This window comes from Cohnella pontilimi, from assembly GCF_005049045.1.
Classification (GTDB): domain Bacteria; phylum Bacillota; class Bacilli; order Paenibacillales; family Paenibacillaceae; genus Cohnella; species Cohnella pontilimi.
Genome location: NZ_SUPK01000005.1, coordinates 208,244 through 233,188 on the forward strand (window position 1 = coordinate 208,244; position 24,945 = coordinate 233,188).

Here is a 24,945-nt window from a genome sequence, read left to right on the forward strand (position 1 = left end):
AAGGGGTTGCGGGGATATGTTATAATGAAGTTTGCAATCTGCCGCAGCTTGAATGAAGCGGCTATCATAATGGAGGTTGAGGAAACGTGCTGGACCGTTTGCAAGCGTTGGCGGATCGGTATGAAAAGTTGAGCGAGCTGCTGTGCGATCCCGACGTGGTCAATGATCCCGCGCGGCTGCGTTCTTATGCGAAGGAACAATCGGGTCTCGAGGAAGCGTATCGGGCCTATTCGGAATATAAAACCGTAATCGAACAGTTCACCGGCGCCAAAGCGATGCTCGAAGAGAAGCTGGACGACGAAATGCGCGACATGGTCAAAATGGAAATCGAGGAGCTCGATGCGCGCAAAACGGAGCTGGAGGAAAGCATCCGCATTTTGCTGCTGCCTAAAGATCCGAACGACGGGAAAAATGTCATTGTGGAAATCCGGGGCGCCGCCGGCGGAGAGGAAGCGAACCTTTTTGCCGCCGACCTGTACCGGATGTACGCCAAATATGCGGACAGCCAAGGCTGGCGTACGGAACTGCTCGAAGCGAACGTCAGCGACCTGGGCGGGTTTAAGGAAGTGATTTTCACGATCCAGGGGCCGGAAGCTTACCGCAAAATGAAATACGAAAGCGGAGCGCACCGCGTACAGCGCGTTCCGGAGACTGAATCCGGCGGCCGGATCCACACGTCGACTTCGACGGTGGTGGTCATGCCGGAGGCGGAGGAAGTGGACATCGAGATACTGGACAAAGATATCCGCGTAGACACATTCTGTTCGAGCGGCGCCGGAGGCCAGTCGGTCAACACGACCAAGTCCGCCGTGCGCGTGACGCACGTTCCGACAGGTATCGTAGCGACATGTCAGGACGGAAAATCGCAAAACGATAACAAAGCCAAGGCTCTCCAAGTGCTGCGCGCCCGCATCATGGACATTAAGCTGCAGGAAGAAGAAGCCAAAGTCTCCGGAGAACGCCGGGAGAAGATCGGTACGGGAGACCGCAGCGAACGGATTCGGACGTATAACTTCCCGCAGAGCCGGGTGACGGATCACCGAATCGGGCTGACGCTCCATAAGCTGGATTCCGTGCTGAACGGCGATATGGACGAAATCGTGCAGACGCTGACGCTGGCCGAACAGGCCGCTTTGCTTGAACGCGAGAATATGGGCTAAGGCAGGAGGCGCTTGCGCGTGAATAGTGTAAGCGGGCATAAGACGCTGCAGGAAGTATGGCGACTTGGTGCGGAGAGGTTAAGCCAGGCTGGGGTAGAAGAAGCGGCCGCGGATGCGGAGCTTCTTCTTTTGCATTTGCTTGGCAAGAGCAAGGCGGAGCTGCTGCGCGACTGGCGTGAGCCTTTCGCTGCGGAGCTGGAAGGCGCATGGGAGGCTTTGCTGCGCCGCCGTGAAGCGGGCGAGCCGGTGCAGTATGTGACGGGTGAGCAGTATTTTTATGGGCGGCGGTTTGCCGTGTCGCCGGCCGTACTCGTGCCGCGGCCGGAGACGGAGCTGCTAGCGGAAGCGTTGCTGGCGGCGGGCGATCGGCTGTGGCCGGATTCGGTTGACGGTGGAGGCGGGCCGACCGTGCTGGACGTGGGTACGGGTAGCGGTGCGTTGGCGGTGACGCTGGCGGCGGAGCGGCCAGGCTGGCGGGTGACGGCGAGCGACTTGTCGCCGGATGCCTTGGACGTGGCGCGCGGCAACGCGGCTGCGCATGGCGTGGACGGACGGATTTGGTTCGTGCAAGGGGATTTGCTGAAGCCTTTTTTGGCGGAAACGGAGGTCGAGCCGATCGACATCCTGGTTTCCAATCCGCCGTATATTCCGTCAGGCGATGTACTGGGTTTGCAGCGCGAGGTGCGGGAGTTTGAGCCGCATTTGGCGCTGGATGGCGGAACGGACGGATTGGATCCGTACCGCCGCATGACGGCGGATTTGCGAAAGCTGCAGAAGATGCCCCGCGTGGTCGCATTCGAAGTGGGCGCCGGACAAGCCGACGATGTCGCCGAACTTTTGCGGGCCGCAGCCGATTGGGACGATGTCGGCTTCGTCATCGACTACGCCGGCATCAAGCGGCACGTGATCGCCATACGGTGAGGTGTTCCTCCTCGCACTTTATCGATATCCCCTTCGCTCATGTCCCAAACATTTCTTTAAGCTGAGCGAAAGGGATACCGGCAAAGAGAGCTGAGCGAAAGGGATACCGATAAAGAGAGGAAACTGAGCGAGAGGGATACCGACAAAGCTGAAAATCCCCCCGTTTTAATAGGTTTATAGATTCAGCAAAAGGACATACTGATGGCTAAGACGTTCCGGAACGCATAGCTGAGCACCGACGGGTGCTCCCTCTTAAGGAGAGAAATCTATGCGCCGTCTCGGCCTCGGTATGTTTTCTTCTTTTTCCGCTATGATCCCGTCTTATTCCACGCTCGCTCTCGTTTTGAAAACCGCTCTAGCCCTGTTCCTATTGATGATCGGATTAACCGCCAGCTTGGGTGCAGCTTCTCCGGCCGTCGAAGAAGACGTATTCGCAATTCCGCAGGACGCGATCCGCATTCGGATTATCGCCAATTCCGATTCTTCTTTCGATCAGAAGGTGAAGGCGGATGTCCGAGATCAAGTAGCAGATGTGATCCGTTCCTGGGGCGCCATGCCGGGTACGCATGATGAAGCCCGCGCTTTGATCGCCTCCCATTTAGGGGAAGTTCAGCAAACCGCCGACCGTACGCTCCAGAACTGGGAAGTATCCTACAACGCCAAAGTAGAACTCGCCACAGTACCTTTTCCGGATAAAGTGTTCAAAGGACGCGATTACAGCGCCGGAAACTATGAAGCTCTCCGCATTACGCTCGGCGGCGGAACGGGCGCCAACTGGTGGTGTGTACTTTTCCCTCCGCTGTGCCTGACCGCGGCGACCAAAGCCGAAGAGGTGCCGGCTGGGCAGCAACCCACTGTATCATCGGCACAACCGGCTGGTGATAAATCAAAAGGTAAAATTGTTAAGACATCGGCCAAAGTTGATTCCGTATCATCTGTGCAAGCTGCGGAGGATGACAAGCCGAAAGCGCGTTTCTTCCTTTGGGAAATGCTCAAAGGGCTCGCGGGCTTTCTTAAGTCACTGTTCTCCTGATCGACGGGGATAACGGGCCATGATGCGCAACCCTAAGTCGGTCTGACTGACTAACGAATGTGGTGGTGGCGATCATACGCACTCCTTAGTTAGTGTGATTGACTAACGAATGTGGTGGTGGCGATTATACGCACTCCTTAGTCAGTGTGATTGACTAACGAATGTGGTGGTGGCGATTATACGCACTCCTTAGTCAGTGTGATTGACTAACGAATGCGGCGGTGGCGATCATACGCACTCCTTAGTCAGTGTGATTGACTAACGAATGTGGTGGTGGCGATCATACGCACTCCTTAGTCAGTGTGACTGACTAACAACCGTCACGGTGTCAACCAAAGCGCATGGCGGTGGTCGTTTATCGGATTGTCTACATTCAATATGCTATAATAAGGCAACACATCATGGCGCCCGAGGATGATTACGTGAACACGAAGAACACGCAATATTGGCCGCCGGAAGCAATGGAAGCCGGCCTGGAACAGGCCGCCGCGTCTCTTGCCGCCGGCGGCGTTGTTGCATTCCCGACAGAGACGGTGTACGGTCTCGGCGGAGATGCCCGCAGCACGGAGGCGGTGAGCCGGATATTCGAGGCCAAAGGCCGTCCGTCCGATAACCCGCTGATCGTACATTTGGCCGATCCGGAGGCGTTGGACGGGTTGGCGGAGCGGGTAAATGAAATCGAACGGACGCTGATCGACAAGTTTTGGCCGGGACCGCTGACCCTCGTGCTGCCGGTACGGCCGGACGCGGTGTCCCCGCTGGTAACGGCCGGGCTGGACACCGTGGCGGTCCGGATTCCCGCCCATGAGCTGGCCCGGAAGCTGATCGCGAAGTCCGGATGTCCGATTGCCGCTCCGAGCGCGAACCGTTCCGGCAGACCGAGCCCGACTCTGGCGCGGCATGTGATGCAAGATCTGGACGGACGAATCGACGGGGTGCTCGACGGCGGACCGACCGGCGTCGGACTAGAGTCCACGGTTGTGCGCGTGCTCGACGGAGCCGTTCATGTGCTTCGTCCAGGAGGCGTCACGGTCGAGCAGCTGCAAGAAGCACTCGGCCCAGAGGTTCCCATCGCGCCGGCAAACCTAACTCGCAATTCCGGGGAGGCAGAGGGTCCTCGCTCGCCAGGTATGAAGTATACGCATTATGCCCCGCGCGGCGAGATGCTTCTCATCACGGGATCGGATCCGCAGCATCTCATCAACACCGCGCACCGCGCCGCGGATGAGGCACGACGCGCCCACAGACGCGTGGGCGTACTCGCACCTGCGGAACATGCCGCTGCCTATGAAGACGTCGCCGATGCCGTCATTGTTTGCGGCTCCTTGCACGACATTCACTCCGCGGCTCAAGCGTTGTACGCGGCGCTTCGGGAATGCGACGAGCGCGGTCTGAACTTTATCGTAGCGGAAGGCTTTCCCGAGGACGGCATCGGCGCCGCCTTGATGAACCGGCTGCGCAAAGCCGCGGGCGGCCGCGAGCTTCAGGTGTAACCGGTCCTCATCGCTTGACCGCCCTGTCGGTCATGTTCCCCTTCTTGTCCGCATATGCTCAAAAAGAGCAAAAGGCGGATTCGCGGCCGCAGCCGCGCCGGATATGGGCGTGTGTCTTCGGCCGGCGTCGGGGGGGAAAGCTATGTTTGATATGTCCGCGTCCGCCGGCCACTTCATCGCCATATTGCTCATGGCGGTCGCCTTGGGCATGGACGCGTTTTCGCTCGGCGTCGGAATCGGGTTAAAAGGTGTCCGGCTGTTGGACATCTTGAAGCTGAGCTCCGTGATCGCGCTCTTCCACATGTTGATGCCGCTGGCCGGCATGGTCACTGGTCACTATGTGAGCGAGCTGCTCGGGGGAGTGGCCACATCCGTCGCCGGCGGTTTGCTGCTGCTTCTCGGCAGCCACATGCTGTACAGTTCGCTGCGCGGGGAGCATACGGACTCGATCGATCACCGTTCCGGATTGGGAATCGTCGTATTCTCCTTGAGCGTGAGTATCGACTCATTTTCCGTAGGCGTTTCGCTCGGCATGTTTTCCGACTTTTTGTTGTTTACCGTGCTGATGTTCGGCTTTTTCGGCGGAGTCATGAGCGTGCTCGGCCTGCTGCTCGGACGACGGGTCAGCCGCTCTTTGGGCGGTTATGGAGAAGCGCTGGGCGGGGTCATCCTGCTCACTTTCGGACTACTGTTTCTTTTTTAACAGCATCACAGTATCTAGGGGGGAGAGTTTTGCGTCACATTTTGCTCGTGTGCACCGGCAACACATGCCGCAGTCCGATGGCCGAATCGATGTTGGCCGACATGGCCCGCAAGGCGGGCAAACCGTTGGAAGTCCGTTCCGCCGGTGTGGCTGGGATCGACGGATATCCGGTGTCTCCTCATGCGGCCGAAACGCTCCGCAGAAGGAATTTGCCCGTACCCGGTCCTTCTCAGGCGCTCTCGGCCAAGCAGATTGCTTGGGCGGACGTGATTCTAGCCATGACGACCTCGCACAAGCGGCTGATTCTGGAGCGGCATCCGGAAGCTGCCGGCAAGACCTATACATTGAAGGAATTCGCTCTCCAGGGTGAGGCCGAAATGGACGCCGTTGCCGAGGCGGAGCGGCTGTATGCCGAATGGCAGCTGCAGCAGGCGATGGGCCGGAAGATGGCCGAAGCCGACCGCGAGAAAATGCTGGGACTCCAGCGGGAGCTCCCGGACTTTGATATTGCCGATCCTTTCGGCGGATCTCTTACCGATTACGAAAGCTGCGCGGAGGAGATCGGAGCAGCTCTCCGGCTCGTCGTGGACAAGCTCGAAGAGGACGACTGTCCGAAGGAAACCGATTGATTTTTGCCGTGCCCTTCGTTATCATGAGATTACAATCTAAAGTTTCGGTGTGACTGGCGACGCGAAGTGGGAGTAACCACGGTGGAGCACCGGAATGACGGCCGGTCGCCTGGGCGAAGAGCAGCGCGCTTAATGAGCGCGTCCGCTCTTTTTTGTCTTTTTAGGGCTTCTCATGGGGAGAGGACGGTGTTCGGCCCGGTCAATTCAGGTATAATACCAGTTGGAGTCAAGTGAAGGACGGACATGCGAGGGAGGGTTCACCATGAAAATAGCGATTGGTGCGGATCATGCGGGTTACCGGCTAAAGGACGACATCGTTCCGATGCTTCGGCAGCTGGGTCATGAAATTATCGACGTGGGTTGCAGCTGTGCGGATTCGGTCGATTATCCCGATTATGCGGTTCCGGTCTGCCAAATGGTTGCCGGAGGCGAAGCCGAACGGGGAATTCTCATTTGCGGAACGGGCATCGGCATGTCGATTGCGGCGAACAAAACGCCGGGCATCCGCTGCGCGCTCGTGCACGACCTGTTCTCGGCGAAGGCGACGCGGGAGCACAACGATACGAACGTCCTCGCCATGGGCGAGCGTGTGATCGGGCCGGGTCTTGCCGAGGAAATCGTCAAAGTGTGGATCGAGACGCCGTTCTCACAAGGCGAGCGCCATCAAAACCGCATTAACAAAGTGATGGCGCTGGAAGATCGTCAAGCCTTGCATCCGTGAACAAGTGAGACGAGGAGGGATCGGTCATGACGACATCCGAACCGCTGCCTATCGCCGATGCGGTGGCACAAGCGTTGGGCGAACTGGTCGAGGCGGGGAACGTGCGTCCGGGCGGCCTGGTCGTGATCGGCTGCAGCACAAGTGAAGTGCAGGGTCGACGAATCGGCACGTCCGGTGCGGAAACGGTGGCCGCGCAAATCCATGAAGGAGTCGCGCGCGTCATGGATCACCGGGTCGGCTTTCACGCCATGTGGCAATGCTGTGAGCATCTGAACCGCGCGCTGGTGACGGAGCGTTCGCTGGCGGAACAGTACGGCTGGACAGTCGTGTCCGCGGTGCCCGTTCCGAAAGCCGGCGGCTCGATGGCCGCTTACGCCTACCGGCGCATGAATGAGCCGTGTCTGGTGGAGAGCGTCCAGGCGCACGCCGGCCTGGATATCGGAGAAACGCTGATCGGCATGCATCTTCGCCCGGTCGCCGTTCCTTTCCGTCCATCCGTCCGCTGGATCGGCGAAGCGCGGGTAACCGCCGCGTACACCCGGCCCAAGCTGATCGGCGGAGCTCGTGCGGTGTACGAACTTCCTCCGGAGAACCCTTCTTCCGGCAGCTGCGATTAAACGGCTGTACAAGATATAAATGGACTTATCAAAATGCAGGAGGTACCCCTTACTATGGAACAGTTGCGCAAACAAGATCCGGAAATCGTGAAAGCTTTAAATCTCGAGCTTGGCCGGCAACGTGACAACATTGAACTCATCGCATCCGAAAATATTGTGAGCGAAGCCGTGATGCAAACGATGGGCACCGTACTTACGAACAAATATGCCGAAGGCTATCCGGGCAAGCGCTACTACGGCGGATGCGAGTATGTCGACATCGCCGAAAACATCGCCCGCGACCGCGTCAAGGAGCTGTTCGGCGCCGAGCATGCGAACGTGCAGCCGCACTCCGGCGCACAGGCGAATCTGGCAGTATATTTGGCCGCGCTGAACACCGGCGATACCGTGCTCGGCATGAATTTGGCCCACGGCGGGCATCTGACGCACGGCAGCCCGGTGAACGCGTCCGGCCTGCTGTATAATTTCGTCGCCTACGGCGTCGACGAGCAAACGTTCCTGCTCGACTATGATGAAATCCGCAAAGCGGCTTTCAAACACCGTCCGCGCATGATCGTGGCCGGAGCGAGCGCTTATCCGCGCACGATCGATTTCGCCGCGCTCGGCCAAATCGCGCAGGACGTCGGCGCGCTGTTCATGGTCGACATGGCGCACATCGCCGGCCTCGTGGCTGCGGGCGAGCACCCGAGCCCGGTTCCGCACGCCCATTTCGTGACGTCCACTACGCACAAAACGCTCCGCGGTCCCCGCGGCGGTCTCATTCTGACCCGCAAGCCGTGGGCGCAAGCGGTGGACAAAGCGGTGTTCCCGGGCACCCAAGGCGGCCCGCTCATGCATATCATCGCCGCCAAAGCGGTGGCGTTCGGCGAAGCGCTCCAGCCTTCTTTTAAAGAGTACGCCCGCAATATCGTGACCAACGCCAAAGCGCTGGCCGATGCTCTTCTCGCGGAAGGCTTGAACCTCGTATCAGGAGGCACCGACAACCACCTGATGCTGATCGACACCCGCAACCTGAACATCACCGGCAAAGACGCCGAGCATGTGCTCGACTCCGTGGCCATTACGGTGAACAAGAACGCGATTCCTTTCGATCCTACGAGCCCGTTCGTGACGAGCGGAATCCGGATCGGTACCCCGGCCGTTACTTCCCGCGGTATGGGCGTGGATGCAATGAAGACGATCGCTAAAGTGATCGCCATGACGCTCAAAAACCCGAAAGACGAAGCGACGCTGGACAAAGCGCGCAAAATGGTTCACGATCTGACCGCGGAATACCCGATCTATCCGGGTCTGCAATATTGATCCGCCCCCGAAACTCCCAAAACATCCCGTTTCGCCTGACACGGCGAGACGGGATGTTTTTCTTCTCATCGTGAACACAGGGGTGATACAATACTCGCAGCAGCTTTGAGAGAGGACCAGTCATCATGAGAAAACTCGCCGCTTATTATTTTTTCTACTATCTCGCTTCCTCCATGTACGGACCTTATCTGAGTCTCTACTTCACCGATAAAGGCTTCAGCAGCGCCGAGACCGGCCTGTTTCTCTCCTTGTGGGCGCTTGTTGCCGTCGTCTCCCAGCCGATCATGGGCATGTGGAACGACCGGCATCAAGATCCGCTGCGCGTATTGAAAATTTGCACGGTCGCAGCTCCAGTGATCGGGATCGGATTTTATTTTTTCGGCGGCTACGCGGCTCTATTGGTCATCGTGGTGTTGTTCTCCTGGTTTCAATCGTCCACCGGAGCGCTCAGCGATACGATCGCCGTCGGCATCGCGAACCGGGAAGGACAGCCGTTCAGCAAGATCAGGCTCTGGGGAGCGTTAAGCTATTCCATCGGAGCGTTCGCGAGCGGTTTTCTTTATGAGAAAGCAGGGGGCTACAACACAAGTTTTCTTTATTTCTTTGCGCTGAGTATTCCGGTGTTCCTGCTGTTGACGGGCTATCCCAAATCGCGCGGAGCCGTGCATCGCGCCTCCATTATCGAGCAAATTGGGCAAGTGTACCGCAACAGGCCGTTCCTCCTTTTTGTCGGCGTGAGCTTGATGCTGATGACGGCGACATCCATGAACGCGACATTTTTGCCTATGTACTTTAAAGAAACGGGTTTTGATATGAAGCTGGTCGGCACCGCGTCTGCGATCAACGCTCTTGTGGAAGTTCCGATGTTCTGGCTGTCCGCCAAGCTTGTGAGCCGAATCGGCCGTTTTCCGATGCTGATTCTGGCGTGTTTATGTTTTGCGCTGAATTTTATCCTTGTTTACACTTTTGATAACGTACACGTGGTTTTAGCGGCACAATTGCTGTCAGGCACTGCCTTCGCATTTTTTGCCGGCATTTCCGTCGAGGCGGTGGAAGATTATGCAGGGGACACAACGAAGGCCACCTACCAAACGGTTTATGCCGCGGTCAATTACGGTATGGCGGGCATCATCGGAAACGCGGCGGGCGGGCTCGTCGTGGATCAATGGGGTGCTAGAATTTTGTATCTCATTTTATTCGGACTTTCGAGCGCCGCAGCCGTTCTTTTCGTGACCGTTACCCTTTCGAAGAATAAAAAGAAATCGCCCTCCCCGGATACGGGAAGGGCGATGTCCGGACACGCCGGGATTTAATACGCGCGCTCGTACTGCTTGGCCACTTCAGCTTTGCCGTCCAGCTTGCGCAGCGCATCTACGGCCCAGTAGGGATTGCGCAGCATGCCGCGGGCGACCGCAACCAGATCCGCATCACCGGTGGCCAGCGCATGTTCGGCCAGCGCCGGCTCTTCCATCATGCCGACAGTCATGACCGGTACGCCAAGCTTCTCCTTGATCGCGCGCCCGAACGGCAGCTGATAGCCTGGGAAATTGCCGGGCCGTCGGTCTCCCGCAGGTCCGCTTTCGCCGCCTGTCGAGACGTCGAACAGATCGACGCCGGCCTCGCGGTACCGGCGGCACAGCTCGATCGAGTGTTCGAGCCCGTAGCCGCCCGCCATGTACTCGATCGCCGAGATCCGCATGAGCAAAGGCATGTCCGGCGGTAATTGCTTCTTGACCGCTTTAATGACTTCGACGCCAAACTTCGCCGAATCTTGGCCGAACTCATCCTGCCGGTTGTTGATGCCGGGCGAATGGAATTGATGAATCAAATACCCGTGAGCGCCGTGGAGCTCGATCGTGTCGACGCCCGCTTCAACGGCACGCCGGGCAGCCTGTCCGAATTTTTCGATCATCTGCCACGTCTCTTCCGTCGTGAGGGCACGCGGCTGTTTGCCGTTCGGCAGGAAGGCGATGTCGCTCGGACCGACCGGGACTTCCGCATCCATTGCCTTGCGTCCGGCATGGGCAATCTGAATCGCCGTTTTCGCGCCGTATCTCTTCATTTCTTGAATGATGCGGCGAAACGCGGGAATCTGTTCGTCCGACCATAGACCGAGATCTCCGTTCGTGATCCTGCCGTCGGGGTCCACGTCGGTCATTTCCACAATAATGAGTCCGGTTCCGCCGATCGCGCGGGATGTATAATGGACGAAATGCCAATCGTTCGGCGCGCCGTCTTGGGCATCAACTGAATATTGGCACATCGGACTCATGACGATCCGATTTTTCAATTCCAGGCTTTTGAGCTTGTAAGGCTGGCTTAAATGACTCATTCGCGGTTCCTCCTGTAGCCATTGGATATCTTAGTATGCCTCTCATTTTACCGTAACGACTGTCCGATTCGCAAAATACGGGACTTCTCCATGCCGAAAAGCGCGAAGAACGCGAACGGCGGCGAATGAAGGGGGATGTTGCGTTTGCCTCGGGAGACAATGTTATAATGGAGGGCAAGCCATCGAGTTGCGGCCGGCTGCGGCGGGCGTATCGCGCCGTACGACGGACCGCATCGGGAAAGGGAGGAAAATCATGGGGCGACTCGTGATTTGCGATCATCCGCTGATTCAGCATAAAGTGACGATCATACGAGACAAAGAAACGAATACGAAGCAATTCCGCGAATTGGTGGACGAGGTGGCGATGCTCATGGCGTATGAGCTGACCCGCGATCTTCCTCTTGAAGAAGTGACCGTGCAGACGCCTGTAGCGGATGCCAAAGGGTTTATGATCGCCGGCAGGACGATGGGGCTTGTGCCCATTCTGCGCGCGGGTCTGGGCATGGTGGACGGGGTTCTGCAAATTTTGCCCTCGGCCAAGGTCGGACATATCGGGCTATATCGGGATCATGAGACTTTGCAGCCGGTCGAGTACTATATCAGCCTGCCTACCGATGTCGCCGAGCGGGAGCTGATCGTGATCGACCCGATGCTCGCGACCGGGGGATCCGCGAACGCCGCGATCGAGATGTTGAAAAAACGCGGCTGCCGGCCGACGAAGCTGATGTGTCTAATTGCCGCTCCGGAAGGGGTGCGCGCGGTCCAGGAGAAACATCCCGATGTCGACATTTATTTGGCGGCGTTGGACGAGAAACTAAACGAGCACGGCTACATAGTCCCCGGACTCGGAGACGCCGGAGACCGTCTATACGGAACGGACTAGTGCCGGGTAAGGAGTGACGAACGTGAGCAAGATCAAGGTCATGAGCATTTTCGGCACGCGTCCGGAAGCGGTCAAAATGGCGCCCCTCGTGCTCGAGCTGCAAAAACATCCGGACAAGATCGAATCGGTCGTTTGCGTCACCGCGCAGCACCGCCAAATTTTGGACCAAGTGCTGGAATTGTTCCGGATCAAGCCCGATTACGATCTCAACGTCATGAAGGAGCGCCAGACGCTGACCGAGACGACGGTTCGCGTTCTGGAAGGGCTGGAGCCGGTATTAAAAGAAGCGAGGCCGGACATCGTGCTCGTCCATGGCGACACTCAGACCACTTTCCTCGCGAGCTACGCGGCGTTCCTTCAACAAATTCAGGTCGGGCACGTGGAAGCCGGGCTTCGCACCTGGAACAAGCTGAATCCGTATCCGGAAGAAATGAACCGTCAGCTGGCGGGCGTATTGTCCGACATCCATCTCGCTCCGACCGAATGGTCCGCAGGCAATCTGCGTAAAGAGAACAAACCGGAAGACCGTATCTACGTGACGGGAAATACGGCAACCGACGTGTTTCAATATACGGTGAAGCCCGACTTCACCCATCCCGTATTGGAATGGGCGAAAGGCAAGCGGATGATTCTGATGACGGCCCATCGCCGCGAAGCGATCGGCGAGCCGCACCGCAACATTTTCCGGGCGGTCAAGCGCATCGCGGACGAGTTCGAGGACGTGGCCTTCGTGTACGCCGTGCATCCGAACCCCGCCGTGCGGGAGCCCGCAAATGAAATACTCGGGAATCATCCCCGCATCAAGCTGATCGAACCGCTGGACGTTTTCGAATTCCACAATTTCTTCCCTCATTCGTACATGATGATGACGGATTCCGGCGGTTTGCAGGAGGAGGCGCCTTCGTTCGGGGTGCCGACGCTGGTGCTCCGCGAAACGACCGAGCGTCCGGAAGGCATCGAGGCGGGTACGCTCGAGTTGGTCGGAACCTCCGAGGAGAACGTCTACAACCGGGCGAAAGCGCTGCTCACCGACAACGACATGTATGAGCGGATGAGCAAAGCGGCCAACCCCTACGGAGACGGACAAGCTTCCGTTAGGATCGTCCAGGCGATTCTGCATCATTTTGGTTTATCTCAGCGTCCGGAGCCGTTCCGCCGATAGGCGGAGCTGGTTCCGGCGTTTCGACACGTTGAAACCGCTTTCGATAATGTTGGCCTGTTTCTCCCGTTAAACAGGCCCAAACGGCATACAGCATACAGTTGAACTGTATGGTTTGAAAGCCCGAGAAGTCTTGATGTGACGCGATTCTTCTGTTTCCCGTTCACACAATTTTTGATTTTCGTTTCATTGACAAACGTTGTTTCGCAAGGCTACAATAAATCGTGGAACATAGGCGGGATAGGCTTTCTTTGTGTCTTTTCCGCTTTATGGCATCGAAGGAGCGACGATCTATGGCGGACTCACCCAAACCGTCCAAGCCGCCGCAAGACGAGAATCCGTGGAAAGCGGCGGCACTCGTCATGGGGCTCGGTGTGGAATTGGCCGTGTGTGTCGGACTGGGTTGGTGGCTTGGCACCGTATATGACGATCGCAACGGCACCCATTACGGGTACTTGACCGGCGTGATCGTCGGGCTCGCAGCCGGTATCGGTTCGGCCATCGGATTGATCCGCAAGTATACGGGAGAACGGAGACCGTGATGGACGATTTGCCCGTTTTGATGCGAAGAATTACGCGCACGACGTTCTTTTTTTTGTCTTTGGGATGCGTGGGGTGGGCGATTTGGCCCGATCGGCAGCCGGTCTTCGGCGGGTTTCTGATCGGTGTGGCCGGCGGTCTGCTAATCTCATGGCACCTGGCTTGGAAGATTTCGATGATCGCGGCGAAAGCCGCGGCAGGTACGGCAAGACGATTCGGAGGGTTCGGTTTCGTGTCCCGTGCGGCGATCGCGGCTCTTGCAGCCATCGTTTCCGTGCGGATGCTTCACTACAACCTTCCGGCGACTGCGGCAGGATTATTAACCGGGCCGTTGGTCACACTGTTACTGGGATTGTTATCCATACGCCGCCGATCCGGCGGACACACCTCAGATGAAAGGGGTGAGAAGCAATAAGATGGAACATTTAGCGCCTGTTATTGAAGTCGGCGGAATCAAATTCGATTTGGCCGGCATTTTCATGATCGTGCTCACGAGCCTGGTCGTGTTCATTCTAGCTCGATTGGCCGTTCGCAACCTGTCGGTAGACAACCCCGGCAAGCTGCAAAACTTCCTCGAGTGGGTCGTCGAGTTCGTTCAAGGAATCATTGGACAAGCGATGGACTACAAGAAGGGCCGCGCTTATCTCGGGCTCGGCTTGACGCTTATCCTGTACATTTTCGTGTCCAATATGCTGGGCCTGCCGTTCGGCATCGTAACGGAAGTGCACGATGGGCATATTCCGACCTTCTTCGGCCAGCCGCTGGTGGTGGAAGGAGCACATGAGCACGTAGCGTTCTCGTGGTGGAAATCGCCGACTGCGGATGCGTCGATGACGATGGCCCTCGCACTGATCGTCATCATCCTGTCGCACGTTCAGGGTCTTCGCCAAAACACGAAGCATTATCTTCAGCACTACACGCGCAACCCGAATCCGCTGTTCCTGCCGATTCACTTGATCGAGCTGGTCTCCAAACCGCTCACGCTCGGCCTTCGTCTTTTCGGCAACATCTTTGCCGGCGAGGTCATGATCGGCGTTATTCTCGGCATGGGCTGGATCGGAATTCCCGCGATGCTCTTGTGGCAAGGTTTCAGTATTTTCGTAGGCGCGATTCAGTCCTTCGTATTCGTGATGTTGACGATGGTTTACATCTCGCAGGCCGTCGTTCACGAAGAGGATCATTAAACAATAAACCCATTATTTGAGGAGGATTTACACAATGGATTATGCAGTTTTGGCAGCAGGTATCGTATTCGGTTTGGGTGCACTCGGCGCAGGTATTGGTAACGGTTTGATCTTCAGCAAAACGGTCGAAGGCATCTCTCGTCAGCCTGAGCTGCGCGGTACGTTGACCGCTACGGCGTTCATCGGCGTAGGTCTGGTAGAAGCAATGCCGATCATCTCGCTTGTTCTTGCGTTCATGTGGCAAGGACGGTAATCAAGGCAATCGAAACGCAAGGCGCGGAGTGCCAATGCCTCCACGCCTTCCTTTCTGCAATGCCCCTTGCATAATGAGATCAGCCGTTTGAAAGGAGTGAAGACCGGTGACGTTAAATTTGGCCAACTTTTTTATCCAATTGATCGCCTTCGCCATTCTGTTCTGGCTGCTGCAGCGGTATGCGTTCAAGCCGCTGTTCGGCGTGATGGAGAAGCGCCGTCAGATGGTGCTTGAGCAAATGGAAAGCGCTCAGAAAAACCGCGACGAAGCGAATCAATATATCGAAGAGCAGAGACAGGCTCTTCAACAAGCCCGCAAGGAAGCCTACGACATCATCGAGCAAGCGAAGTCCACCGGATCGAAGCAAGCCGACGATATCCTCAAGGCTGCCCGCAGCGAAACCGAGCGCCTGAAAGAAGAGGCTGCCCGCGACATCGAGAACGAGAAGAACAAAGCGGTAGCCGCGCTGAAAGCTCAGGTGAGCGGATTGTCCGTCCTGATCGCTTCCAAGATTATCGAGAAGCAAGTAGATGAGCAAACGCAGCAGCAATTGATTGACCAATACCTTCAAGAGGTAGGGAACAAGTCATGAGCCGCGGCACGGTTGTAACGAAACGGTACGCGAAGGCTTTGTTTGAACTCACGCAGGGTCAAGGCGTCGTATCGGAGACGGAAGAGCAATTGAAATTAATCGTAGAAGCGACGCAGAGCGACGCGGAAATCCGCGCGTTTCTGGCTGCTCCCGGCATCGGCACGAACAGCAAAATTCAAGTGCTGCGCACAGCCTTCGGAGACAAGGTGTCCGAGTTCGTTCTCAACACGGTCAGCCTGCTGATCGAACGGGGACGTCAAGGCGATCTCCCGGCGCTGCTTGAAGCGTTCCGCCATGTTTCGGGCGACGCTCTCGGCCGCGCGGATGCGCTTGTGACGTCGGCCAAGCCGCTGGGCGAGGACGAGAAAAATAAATTGGCGGGCCAATTCGGTTCGCTGATCGGCAAGACCGTTCGCGTGGAAAATGTCGTCGATCCCGCGCTGCTCGGCGGATTAACCGTCCGCATAGGAGACACGCTGTACGACGGAAGTCTTCGCGGCAAGCTGGATCGGCTTTCGAAACAACTGGAAACGTCCGTTTAACGCAGTGATATAGAGTGGACAGGGGTGAACGAATTGAGCATCAGACCTGAAGAAATCAGCACGCTGATTAAGCAGCAGATTCAAAATTATCAATCCGATATTCAAGTCGTAGACGTCGGCACTGTCATCCAGATCGGTGACGGAATCGCGCGCGTTCACGGTCTTGAGAAGTGTATGGCCGGCGAGCTGCTCGAATTCGAGAACGGCGTCGTGGGCATGGCCTTGAACCTTGAAGAGGAGAACGTCGGTGTCGTCATCATGGGACCGTACACCAACATCAAGGAAGGCGACCAAGTGAAGCGCACGGGCCGCATCATGGAAGTCCCGGTAGGCGAAGCCCTGCTCGGACGCGTCGTGAACTCTCTCGGCCAGCCGGTTGACGGCAACGGTCCGATCGAGACGACGGCGTTCCGTCCGGTGGAATCTCCGGCTCCGGGCGTTATGGCTCGTAAATCCGTTCATGAGCCGATGCAGACCGGCATCAAGGCGATCGACTCGATGATTCCGATCGGCCGCGGCCAGCGGGAGCTCATCATCGGCGACCGCCAAACGGGTAAAACGCAAATCGCGATCGACACGATCGTGAACCAAAAAGGCAACGGCGTCATTTGTATTTATGTCGCCATCGGCCAGAAGCAATCGACCGTCCGCGGCGTTGTTGAGACGCTCCGCAAACAAGGCGCACTCGATTACACGATCGTCGTCGCCGCTAACGCATCCGAACCGGCTCCGCTGCTCTTCTTGGCGCCGTACTCCGGCTGTGCGATGGGTGAATACTTCATGTACAACGGCAAGCACGTATTGGTCATCTATGACGACCTTTCGAAGCAAGCCGCCGCATACCGCGAATTGTCCCTGCTGCTCCGCCGTCCTCCGGGCCGCGAAGCTTATCCGGGCGACGTATTCTATCTCCACTCCCGTCTGCTCGAGCGTGCAGCGAAGCTGAACGACGAGCTCGGCGGCGGTTCCCTCACCGCGCTTCCGTTCATCGAGACGCAAGCGGGCGACGTGTCGGCTTACATTCCGACGAACGTCATCTCCATTACGGACGGCCAGATCTTCCTGGAAGCCGATCTGTTCTACTCCGGTCAGCGTCCTGCGGTTAACGTAGGTATTTCCGTTTCCCGGGTAGGCAGCTCCGCGCAAATCAAAGCGATGAAGAAAGTAGCGGGCACGCTCAAGCTTGATCTTGCCCAATACCGTGAACTCGCGGCGTTTGCGCAGTTCGGCTCCGACCTCGACAAAGTTACGCAATCCCGCCTGAACCGCGGTGTGCGTACGCTCGAAATTTTGAAACAAGGCGTTAACCAACCGCTTCCGGTTGAACGCCAAGTCGTTTCTCTTTATATCGTGACGCGCGGCCACACGGACGATATCCCGGTTCAGGACATACGCCGTTTTGAGTCGGAATTCTTGACCTACGTGGATGCCAACCGTCCGGAAATTTTCGCGTCCATCCGCGATACCAAAGATCTGACGGCAGAAACCGACAAAGCTTTGGTTGAAGCGGTCAACGCATTCAAAAAAGGCTTTGCCGTATCGGCATAAGACGCTGAGGCCGGGGCCGCCTTCGGGCGGTCCGGCAATAAGGTGGTGAATTGGATTGGCTAAAGGCATACGCGAAATCAAGCGCTCGATCAAGAGCAAGCAGAGCATGAAGCAGATCACCCGTGCGATGGAGATGGTTTCGGCAGCGAAGCTGAAGCGCGCGCAGAACGCGGCGGTTGCTTCCCGGCCATACGCCGACAAGCTCCGCGAAGTGGTGTTCAGCATCGCTTCCGCATCCGGCAGCGTCAAGCATCCGATGCTCCAGTCGCGCGAAGTGAAGCGTACGGCGTATCTGGTTATTACGTCAGACCGCGGTCTGGCCGGGGGCCTGAACACGAACCTGCTTCGGAGACTGCTTAACGAGATTCGCGCAAGACACACCTCGCCGGATCAGTACGCGGTGTTCGTCATCGGCCGTAAAGGCCGCGACTTCCTGAACCGCCGGAATATTCCGATTGCGAAGGAAATTACCGGGATGTCGGATTCTCCGACCTTTGCGGATGTCAAGCCGATCGCGGCGGCCGCCGTTCAAGGATTCGAGAACGGTACGTACGACGAACTGGTACTGGCTTATAACGAATTCCGCAACGCGATCACGCAAATTCCGACGCTGCAGAAGCTGCTTCCGTTGGATGCGGGGGATATCGGCGGCGCCGGTCAAGGCGCGAAGGCGGACTATGAATATGAGCCATCCGCGGAGGAAGTGCTGCAGGTTCTGCTGCCTAAGTATGCAGAAACGTTGGTGTACAGCGCTATGCTGGACAACAAGGCGAGCGAGCACGGCGCACGGATGACGGCCATGGGCAACGCAACCAAGAATGCTACGAAGATGATTTCGCAGCTGACGCTGACTTATAACCGTGCCCGCCAAGCGGCGATTACGCAAGAAATTGCGGAAATCGTAGGCGGCGCGAACGCTTTGTAATTGTATTTGGCATTATGGGGCCCCCAAAAAGTAATCGGATTAGGCTCTCAGGTTTTCTGGGGGCTCCCCCAAAAGTAATCGGAATAAGCATCGAAGCTTAACGTCACTTTTGGGGGATCACTGAACACTTTTTGGGGAGTAGAGTTTAGGAGGGAAACGCATGAACAAGGGACGCATCGTTCAGATTTTGGGCCCGGTCGTCGACGTCGAGTTCGCTCACGGCCAGCTGCCTGAAATTCTGAACGCCATTCGAATTGACCATAAAGCGCAAAACTCCGGCGAACGCGATATCGCCTTGACCCTGGAAGTCGCCACTCACTTGGGTGACAACCTCGTCCGCTGCGTCGCGATGTCCTCCACCGACGGACTCGTTCGCGGTATGGACGCTCTGGATACAGGCGCTCCGATTACCGTTCCGGTAGGACCGCAAACACTTGGACGCGTGTACAACGTATTGGGTGAACCGATCGACAACAACGGCGGCACCGACCTCTCGCAAGCTTATCCGATCCACCGCGCGGCACCGGCTTTCGAGAATCTGTCCACCCAGACGGAAATGCTCGAGACGGGCATTAAAGTCGTCGACCTGATCGCTCCTTACACCAGGGGCGGTAAAATCGGTCTGTTCGGCGGCGCCGGCGTAGGCAAAACGGTTCTCATGCAGGAGCTCATGCACAACATCGCTTCCGAGCACGGCGGTATTTCCGTGTTCGCAGGCGTGGGCGAGCGTACGCGCGAAGGGAACGACCTTTATCACGAAATGAGCGAATCCGGCGTTATCTCGAAGCTCGCGATGGTCTTCGGTCAGATGAACGAACCGCCGGGAGCGCGTCTGCGCGTGGCCTTAACAGGTCTGACGATGGCGGAATACTTCCGCGACGAAGAAGGCCGCGACGTGCTTCTGTTCGTCGACAACATTTTCCGCTTCACCCAAGCGGGTTCCGAAGTGTCCGCTCTGCTCGGCCGTATGCCGTCTGCCGTTGGTTACCAGCCGACGCTTGCGACGGAGATGGGCCAGCTGCAAGAGCGTATCGTATCCACGAAAAAAGGTTCGATCACGTCCATCCAGGCGATTTACGTTCCTGCCGACGACTATACCGACCCGGCTCCAGCTACGGCGTTCGCCCACTTGGATGCCACAACCAACTTGGAGCGTAACATCGCGGCAATGGGGATTTTCCCGGCGGTTGACCCGCTAGCTTCCTCTTCCCGTATTTTGGCGCCTGAAATTTTGGGTGAAGAGCACTACAACGTGGCGCAAGCCGTGAAACGCCTGTTGCAGCGCTACAAAGAGCTTCTCGATATCATCGCCATCCTCGGCATGGACGAATTGTCCGAGGAAGACAAGCTCGTCGTGCACCGCGCTCGCCGCATTCAGCTGTTCCTTTCGCAGCCGCTGCACGTTGCCGAAGCGTTCAACGGCATCCCGGGCGTTTTCGTGCCGGTTAAAGAAACAATTCGCTCCTTCAAGGAGATTCTCGAAGGGAAACATGACGATCTTCCGGAGCCGGCTTTCCACAATGTCGGTGTGATCGAAGACGCCGTCGAGAAAGCGAAGAAACTCGCTGCTGCGGTTTAATCCGCCGCCGGCCAGGGAGGAATCGAAATGAGCACCCTACGACTCGAAATCGTCACACCGGAACGCAAGGTGTACGAAGAAGACGTGAACATGGTCGTCGTCAAGGGCGTTGCGGGTGAGCTCGGGATTCTCCCGAACCACATCCCGCTCGTCACGCCGCTGAAGATCGCACCCGTGAAAGCCAAAAAAGACGGCAAGGACGAATACATTGCCGTTCATGGCGGCTTCATGGAAGTCCGCAAGGACAAAGTGGTCATCTTGGCGGAAGCGGCCGAGCTCGGCCAGGACATCGACGTAATCCGCGCCCGCGAGGCGAAGGAACGCGCCGAACGCCGCCTCGCCGACCGCGCGTCCGAACTAGACATCCGCCGCGCCGAGTTGGCGCTCCAACGCGCCACCAGCCGCCTGACGGTAGCAGGAGAGTAAACTAGCGAAGAGCCCATAGCGAACACCCGAAAGGGTGCACGCTATGGGCTTTTTTTTTGTGCCAACCTACTGATTACTTACCCCATCGCAACGAACGTATCCTCTTACCAACTTTGATTCCCACAACCTATTGCAGTACAATTTACGGATAAGAAAAGGCAGATGAGGGGTGCGGGAAATTGGAAGATGTCGTGATCATCGGGGCGGGGCCGTGCGGGTTGTCGGCGGCTGCGGAGCTGCAGAATCATGGATTTGACCCTTTGGTGATCGAAAAGGAAAACGTCGTGCATTCGATCGCTTGTTATCCGACCTATATGCAATTTTTCAGTACGGCTGCGCTCCTGGAGATCGCAAGTGTACCGTTCATTACGCCGAATGAGAAACCTTATCGTCTAGAAGCTCTCCACTATTACCGGACGGTGGCGGAGCGCAGAGAGATGCGGATCCGGCGTTACGAGAAGGTAACGGAGGTCAATCGGGTGGGAGACGCTTTCGTGATCCGTTCCGTCAGAAGGACGGGGGAGACGCTGGAGACGCGGGCTCGTGTGGTTGTCGTGGCGACGGGATACTTCGACCATCCGAACTTGATCGGAATTCCGGGGGAAGAGCTGCCGCATGTGTCGCACTTTTTCCGGGAAGCGCATCCTTACGCGGGTATGAGAGTAGTCGTGATCGGGGGAAGTAACTCCGCGGTCGACGCCTCCCTGGAAATGGAACGTGTAGGGGCCAAAGTGACCGTCGTCTATCGCGGCGAATCGGTGTCGGCGAATATTAAACCGTGGGTTCGTCCGATTTTCGACAGTATGGCGAGCAAAGGCCGCATCGACTTGCGCCTGAATTCCCGGGTCACGGAAATCCGCCCGCATGAAGTGACGGTGGAGTCCCAAAATGGTGCGGAGACGCTGGAATGCGACTTCGTGCTGGCGCTGACGGGTTTTCGGCCGGACCGGGGCTTTCTCCGTGCCATGGGCATCGAGGCGCCGGACGGAGTCATCCCGCCGACGCATAATCCGGAGACCATGGAGACGAACGTACCCGGACTTTATTTAGCGGGTGTCGTGTCGACCGGCCGGGACGCCAACGAGATATTTATTGAAAGCGGCCGGTTCCATGGCCGTAAAATCGCCGAGCATTTGGCCTCTATAACCAACAATTGAGCAACCCTCCCGAATTGACTTCGTCAGCGTCAGACACTTATACTGTGATAAGCAATTGAGAATGTTTCTCACATGGGACGTGCGGAGGGTCAAGGGCATGCGGGCAATGACAGCAAAAGCGTGGAAAGGAACCGTCGGCATCTCGATGCTGGCGGTTTTCGTATGGCTGGCTTTGCGCTTCTGGGAAACGCGCGAAATCGCTGATGCCTTCCGGTCGCTTCTTGCCCTGCCGGCGATGATCGCGCTGATGACTGCGGCATACGCATGCTCGTTCCTCCTCAAAGCAGCCGCTTGGCGCATCTATGCACAAGGCAAAGAGCCGATCCACAAGCATCTGCCCCCGCTCGGTTACAGTCTGTTCGTGAATCATTTGCTGCCGATCAAAGTCGGAGATTTGGTTCGTTCGGGTTTGGCAGCCAAGCTGGAACGCCGGTCTTGGGACGAGGCGCTGCATACGGTTGGCGTGATGAGAATGATGGATATTTCCGTTCTCCTGGCTTTCGGAGCTTGCGGTTTGGCCGTATGGGGAATTCCGTGGGAACCCGACAACGGCTGGCGCATCGTCGCCGTCTCCGCTGCCGCGTTGCTGCTCCTCATCGTGGGAATCGGCTTCGCAGCCAAACGGGGTCGCGCCTTCGCAGCCCGCCACTGGAGCTTGCTGCGAAGCTTGCTCACCATCCGGGCCGGGGCAGCGTGGCTGCTCACGGCATGCAGCTGGATCCTCGAAGGCGCGGTGCCGTTCGGCGTGCTGTATGCGATGCAAGATCATGTCGCGCCCGGACAAGCCGTATGGGTGAACAGCATGACGGTCGGAGGTCAAGTGTTTCATGTGACCCCGGGAGGGATCGGCACTTATGAGACGACGATGTCGGCTTCTCTGGCCGCGATCGGCGTCGATGCCTCGACGGCGATTACTGCCGCCGTCGTTTCGCATGCCTACAAATTCCTGTTCGCTTTCGCGGCAGGCTTCCTTTCCTGGGCGGCCATGCCCGTCCCGTTGCAAGAAGGTATCCGGTGGCTGTCGCGCCGCCGGACGGAAAAGGGGGAACGCGCAGAATGAAACGCGCTTCGACATTCGAAATTATCGCCGCCCGGGCATGGAACGTGCTGAACGAAGGCCGTCCGTTTACGCCGGTTTTCGTGGTCGGCACGTTCCTGCTGTATCATGCCGGAAATTGGGCGGACCCGTCGTTCTGGCCGGCATTCGCGGCCGCCCTGGCGGGAACCTTGCCACTGCTCATCATCTATTTCTTTTATGACTTCCCGCTCTATTTGCGCAATTATTTGTGGCTCCCGCTCGTGGCAGCCATCATCCTTTGGGGCGGCGAACGCCAGATGCTCGGACTCTGGCTGACCGGCACTGCACTCTACTTCTTTTTCACCGTGTTTTTCTGGGGGACGTTCTATTATCACTTGAGGATCGGCACGTCGTGGCTCAATTTCACGAGGTTCTGGAAACTGGTGCTGCAGCACAGCGACTCCACGAGCGGCAACGCGCAAGAACAGCTTCCCAAAACGATGCTGCTGCTCTATATGCTCCAAACGATGCTGGGCTGGGCGCTGCCCGGAAGCGGCGCCATGACATCAGACTGGGTGACCGCACTCCTTTTCGAAGCTTCCGTTTTCTTGTTCGCCTTCATCCTGCATCGTTATTTGTTTGACTGGAAGCCGAAGGAAAGGCAGGAGTCTCCGGAGACACTTCCCGCGGTCGGCCGCCCCATCAGCAAAAAGGTGTACGTGCTCGTCGTGGACGGCATGCGCAAAGACCGTTTCGAAGAAGCCGATGCCCCTTTTCTAAAAAGCCTTCGTGCCCAAGGTGCGGAATACACATCGATGGAGACGGTGTATCCGGCGCGTACGGTCGTCTGTTTTTCGTCGATGTTCACCGGAACGTACCCTCGCGAGCACGGCATTACGTCGAACATGGTTTGGCGTCTGGGCGTCCGCACCGAAACGATATTCGATTCAATGCGCAAAATCGGCAAAACGGGACGTCTGGTCGGCATCGCCCACCTGATCGACTCGATGGGCGACGATGTGGATGCGGTGACCGCGGTCGCCCATTACGACGAAGCCGACGCGATGGCCGTGGAATTGGCGAAGCAGGTCGTGGAGCGTCACAATCCCGATTTGCTCGTGCTTCAGCTGATTGGAACCGATCAGATCGGACATAGCCGAGGAGCATTATATGATGAATACCGTCAAAAGATCGAGGAAGCGGACCGGCTGCTGCAAAATTTCGTGAACTGGCTCGACGAGCGCGGGTTGATGGAGGAAGCGACGATTCTCGTTTGCGCGGATCACGGGCAGGCGATCGGCATCGGCGGGCACGGTCATTTGGACGAGGGCGAACGGTGGGTTCCGTTTTTCTTGTCCGGACACGGCATCCGCCAAGGCGTCAAAGTGGAAGTCCCGCACTCCCTCGTATCCGTAGCGCCGACTTTGGCATACTTGCTCGGCGCACCCTATCCCAATCACAGCCGGGGGCCTGTCCTGACGGAAGCGCTGAAGGAAAGAGGAACACCGAACGCATGAAAATCATCGTGTTTTTGCCTGCACATAACGAAGCCATGAACATCGCGCAAGTGATCTCGCGAGTTCCCAGACATTTTCGCCCGGATGTAACCGTGGAGGTTCTCGTCATCGATGACGGATCGACCGACTCGACGGTACAAGCCGCCCGGGAGGCGGGGGCTGACCACGTGGTGTCGTTCGGCACGAACCGGGGTCTGGGGGCCGCCGTGCGGGAAGGGCTTAAACGCTGTCTCGCGCTTGGAGCGGATATCGGGCTTATGATCGACGCCGACAACGAGTATCCGCCGGAGCAAATCCCGGAAGTGCTCGCGCCTATTCTGGACGATAAAGCCGACTACACAATGGGCTCCCGCTTCAAGGGACAGATCCAAGGCATGACCTTGATCCGGAGGCTGGGCAACTATGGGTTCACCTTTCTGCAGACGCTGCTGCTTCGCCGTTGGATATGGGACGGCCAATCCGGCATGAGAGGATTCAGCCGCAAGGCGATGGAATCCGCGCGGATTATTCACGATTACAATTACGCGCAGGTGCTGACACTCAACTTGATCCGACAGGGGTTTCGGATGGCGGAAGTTCCGATCCATTACCGCGTGAGAACGCAAGGGGAATCATTCATCAAGTTTCGCGCTTATGTGACGCGCGTTTTGCCGGCGATTTGGCGGGAGCTGAGAACGCCGGTACGCTAAAAAGCTCACAAAGGGAAGGGAG

The 24,945-nt window shown here is 57.5% G+C and carries 27 protein-coding genes and 1 riboswitch; of the genes, 26 read left to right on the plus strand and 1 reads right to left on the minus strand.

What is annotated here, in order from left to right:
* Positions 1-86 precede the first annotated feature (86 nt).
* From prfA to E5161_RS11785, 10 genes are all read left to right on the plus strand, one after another.
* Positions 87-1,160 (plus strand): peptide chain release factor 1, encoded by a 1,074-nt coding sequence (gene prfA / locus E5161_RS11740; protein WP_136778004.1) that lies wholly within the window; start codon positions 87-89, stop codon positions 1,158-1,160.
* A gap of 18 nt (positions 1,161-1,178) precedes the next feature.
* Positions 1,179-2,081: a peptide chain release factor N(5)-glutamine methyltransferase gene (prmC, locus tag E5161_RS11745; RefSeq protein ID WP_136778005.1), complete on the plus strand. Its 903-nt coding sequence runs from the start codon at positions 1,179-1,181 to the stop codon at positions 2,079-2,081.
* Positions 2,082-2,349: 268 nt separating this feature from the next.
* Positions 2,350-3,114 carry a stage II sporulation protein R gene (locus tag E5161_RS11750; RefSeq protein WP_136778006.1) on the plus strand — a complete coding sequence of 255 codons (765 nt, stop codon included), beginning with the start codon at positions 2,350-2,352 and terminating at the stop codon, positions 3,112-3,114.
* Positions 3,115-3,536: 422 nt separating this feature from the next.
* Entirely contained in the window at positions 3,537-4,607 is a 1,071-nt protein-coding gene (locus E5161_RS11755) for an L-threonylcarbamoyladenylate synthase (protein WP_425456510.1), read from the plus strand.
* 142 nt (positions 4,608-4,749) lie between these two features.
* A complete protein-coding gene (locus E5161_RS11760) occupies positions 4,750-5,310 on the plus strand; it encodes a manganese efflux pump MntP (protein WP_136778007.1) in 561 nt (186 codons plus the stop codon).
* Between the two features lie 29 nt (positions 5,311-5,339).
* Positions 5,340-5,939, plus strand: a complete 600-nt coding sequence (locus E5161_RS11765; RefSeq protein ID WP_136778008.1) for a low molecular weight protein arginine phosphatase — start codon at positions 5,340-5,342, stop codon at positions 5,937-5,939.
* A gap of 39 nt (positions 5,940-5,978) precedes the next feature.
* A riboswitch (ZMP/ZTP riboswitch) is annotated at positions 5,979-6,061 on the plus strand.
* 140 nt (positions 6,062-6,201) lie between these two features.
* The gene (gene rpiB / locus E5161_RS11770; protein WP_136778009.1) at positions 6,202-6,660 is read left to right on the plus strand and encodes a ribose 5-phosphate isomerase B; all 459 of its coding nucleotides are present in this window, start codon (positions 6,202-6,204) and stop codon (positions 6,658-6,660) included.
* A 26-nt stretch (positions 6,661-6,686) separates the two neighbouring features.
* Entirely contained in the window at positions 6,687-7,277 is a 591-nt protein-coding gene (locus tag E5161_RS11775) for a TIGR01440 family protein (protein WP_136778010.1), read from the plus strand.
* 54 nt (positions 7,278-7,331) lie between these two features.
* Entirely contained in the window at positions 7,332-8,579 is a 1,248-nt protein-coding gene (glyA, locus tag E5161_RS11780; RefSeq protein WP_136778011.1) for a serine hydroxymethyltransferase, read from the plus strand.
* Positions 8,580-8,704: 125 nt separating this feature from the next.
* Positions 8,705-9,892: an MFS transporter gene (locus E5161_RS11785; RefSeq protein WP_136778012.1), complete on the plus strand. Its 1,188-nt coding sequence runs from the start codon at positions 8,705-8,707 to the stop codon at positions 9,890-9,892.
* Here E5161_RS11785 and E5161_RS11790 read toward each other — a convergent pair.
* Entirely contained in the window at positions 9,889-10,911 is a 1,023-nt protein-coding gene (locus E5161_RS11790; protein ID WP_136778013.1) for an NADH:flavin oxidoreductase/NADH oxidase, read from the minus strand. The genes E5161_RS11785 and E5161_RS11790 overlap by 4 nt on opposite strands.
* A gap of 253 nt (positions 10,912-11,164) precedes the next feature.
* Here E5161_RS11790 and upp point away from each other — a divergent pair, with 253 nt between their 5' ends.
* From upp to E5161_RS11870, 16 genes are all read left to right on the plus strand, one after another.
* Positions 11,165-11,794: a uracil phosphoribosyltransferase gene (gene upp / locus E5161_RS11795; RefSeq protein ID WP_136778014.1), complete on the plus strand. Its 630-nt coding sequence runs from the start codon at positions 11,165-11,167 to the stop codon at positions 11,792-11,794.
* Between the two features lie 22 nt (positions 11,795-11,816).
* Positions 11,817-12,956: a non-hydrolyzing UDP-N-acetylglucosamine 2-epimerase gene (gene wecB, locus E5161_RS11800; protein ID WP_136778015.1), complete on the plus strand. Its 1,140-nt coding sequence runs from the start codon at positions 11,817-11,819 to the stop codon at positions 12,954-12,956.
* A gap of 290 nt (positions 12,957-13,246) precedes the next feature.
* Positions 13,247-13,495 carry an AtpZ/AtpI family protein gene (locus tag E5161_RS11805; RefSeq protein WP_169306674.1) on the plus strand — a complete coding sequence of 83 codons (249 nt, stop codon included), beginning with the start codon at positions 13,247-13,249 and terminating at the stop codon, positions 13,493-13,495.
* Positions 13,495-13,908, plus strand: coding sequence for an ATP synthase subunit I (locus E5161_RS11810; protein ID WP_246042208.1), 414 nt, complete (start codon positions 13,495-13,497; stop codon positions 13,906-13,908). The genes E5161_RS11805 and E5161_RS11810 overlap by 1 nt, the downstream gene beginning before the upstream one ends.
* A gap of 1 nt (position 13,909) precedes the next feature.
* Positions 13,910-14,677: a F0F1 ATP synthase subunit A gene (gene atpB / locus E5161_RS11815; protein ID WP_136778018.1), complete on the plus strand. Its 768-nt coding sequence runs from the start codon at positions 13,910-13,912 to the stop codon at positions 14,675-14,677.
* A gap of 34 nt (positions 14,678-14,711) precedes the next feature.
* Entirely contained in the window at positions 14,712-14,930 is a 219-nt protein-coding gene (gene atpE / locus E5161_RS11820; RefSeq protein WP_136778019.1) for a F0F1 ATP synthase subunit C, read from the plus strand.
* Between the two features lie 106 nt (positions 14,931-15,036).
* Positions 15,037-15,522 carry a F0F1 ATP synthase subunit B gene (gene atpF, locus E5161_RS11825; protein ID WP_136778020.1) on the plus strand — a complete coding sequence of 162 codons (486 nt, stop codon included), beginning with the start codon at positions 15,037-15,039 and terminating at the stop codon, positions 15,520-15,522.
* On the plus strand, positions 15,519-16,064 hold the full coding sequence (locus tag E5161_RS11830) for a F0F1 ATP synthase subunit delta (protein ID WP_136778021.1): 546 nt from the start codon (positions 15,519-15,521) through the stop codon (positions 16,062-16,064). Before atpF ends, E5161_RS11830 begins: the two co-directional genes overlap by 4 nt.
* A 33-nt stretch (positions 16,065-16,097) precedes the next feature.
* Positions 16,098-17,612 (plus strand): F0F1 ATP synthase subunit alpha, encoded by a 1,515-nt coding sequence (gene atpA, locus E5161_RS11835; protein WP_136778022.1) that lies wholly within the window; start codon positions 16,098-16,100, stop codon positions 17,610-17,612.
* A gap of 55 nt (positions 17,613-17,667) precedes the next feature.
* Positions 17,668-18,537, plus strand: a complete 870-nt coding sequence (atpG, locus tag E5161_RS11840; protein ID WP_136778023.1) for an ATP synthase F1 subunit gamma — start codon at positions 17,668-17,670, stop codon at positions 18,535-18,537.
* Between the two features lie 160 nt (positions 18,538-18,697).
* Positions 18,698-20,116, plus strand: a complete 1,419-nt coding sequence (atpD, locus tag E5161_RS11845) for a F0F1 ATP synthase subunit beta (protein WP_136778024.1) — start codon at positions 18,698-18,700, stop codon at positions 20,114-20,116.
* Positions 20,117-20,143: 27 nt separating this feature from the next.
* Positions 20,144-20,542 (plus strand): F0F1 ATP synthase subunit epsilon, encoded by a 399-nt coding sequence (locus E5161_RS11850; RefSeq protein WP_136778025.1) that lies wholly within the window; start codon positions 20,144-20,146, stop codon positions 20,540-20,542.
* Between the two features lie 179 nt (positions 20,543-20,721).
* On the plus strand, positions 20,722-21,699 hold the full coding sequence (locus tag E5161_RS11855) for a YpdA family putative bacillithiol disulfide reductase (RefSeq protein ID WP_136778026.1): 978 nt from the start codon (positions 20,722-20,724) through the stop codon (positions 21,697-21,699).
* Between the two features lie 97 nt (positions 21,700-21,796).
* Positions 21,797-22,759, plus strand: coding sequence for a lysylphosphatidylglycerol synthase transmembrane domain-containing protein (locus E5161_RS11860; protein WP_169306675.1), 963 nt, complete (start codon positions 21,797-21,799; stop codon positions 22,757-22,759).
* Complete coding sequence (locus E5161_RS11865) at positions 22,756-24,234, plus strand: alkaline phosphatase family protein (protein WP_136778028.1); 1,479 nt, start codon at positions 22,756-22,758, stop codon at positions 24,232-24,234. The genes E5161_RS11860 and E5161_RS11865 overlap by 4 nt, the downstream gene beginning before the upstream one ends.
* Positions 24,231-24,923 (plus strand): glycosyltransferase family 2 protein, encoded by a 693-nt coding sequence (locus tag E5161_RS11870; RefSeq protein WP_136778029.1) that lies wholly within the window; start codon positions 24,231-24,233, stop codon positions 24,921-24,923. The genes E5161_RS11865 and E5161_RS11870 overlap by 4 nt, the downstream gene beginning before the upstream one ends.
* Positions 24,924-24,945 lie beyond the last annotated feature (22 nt).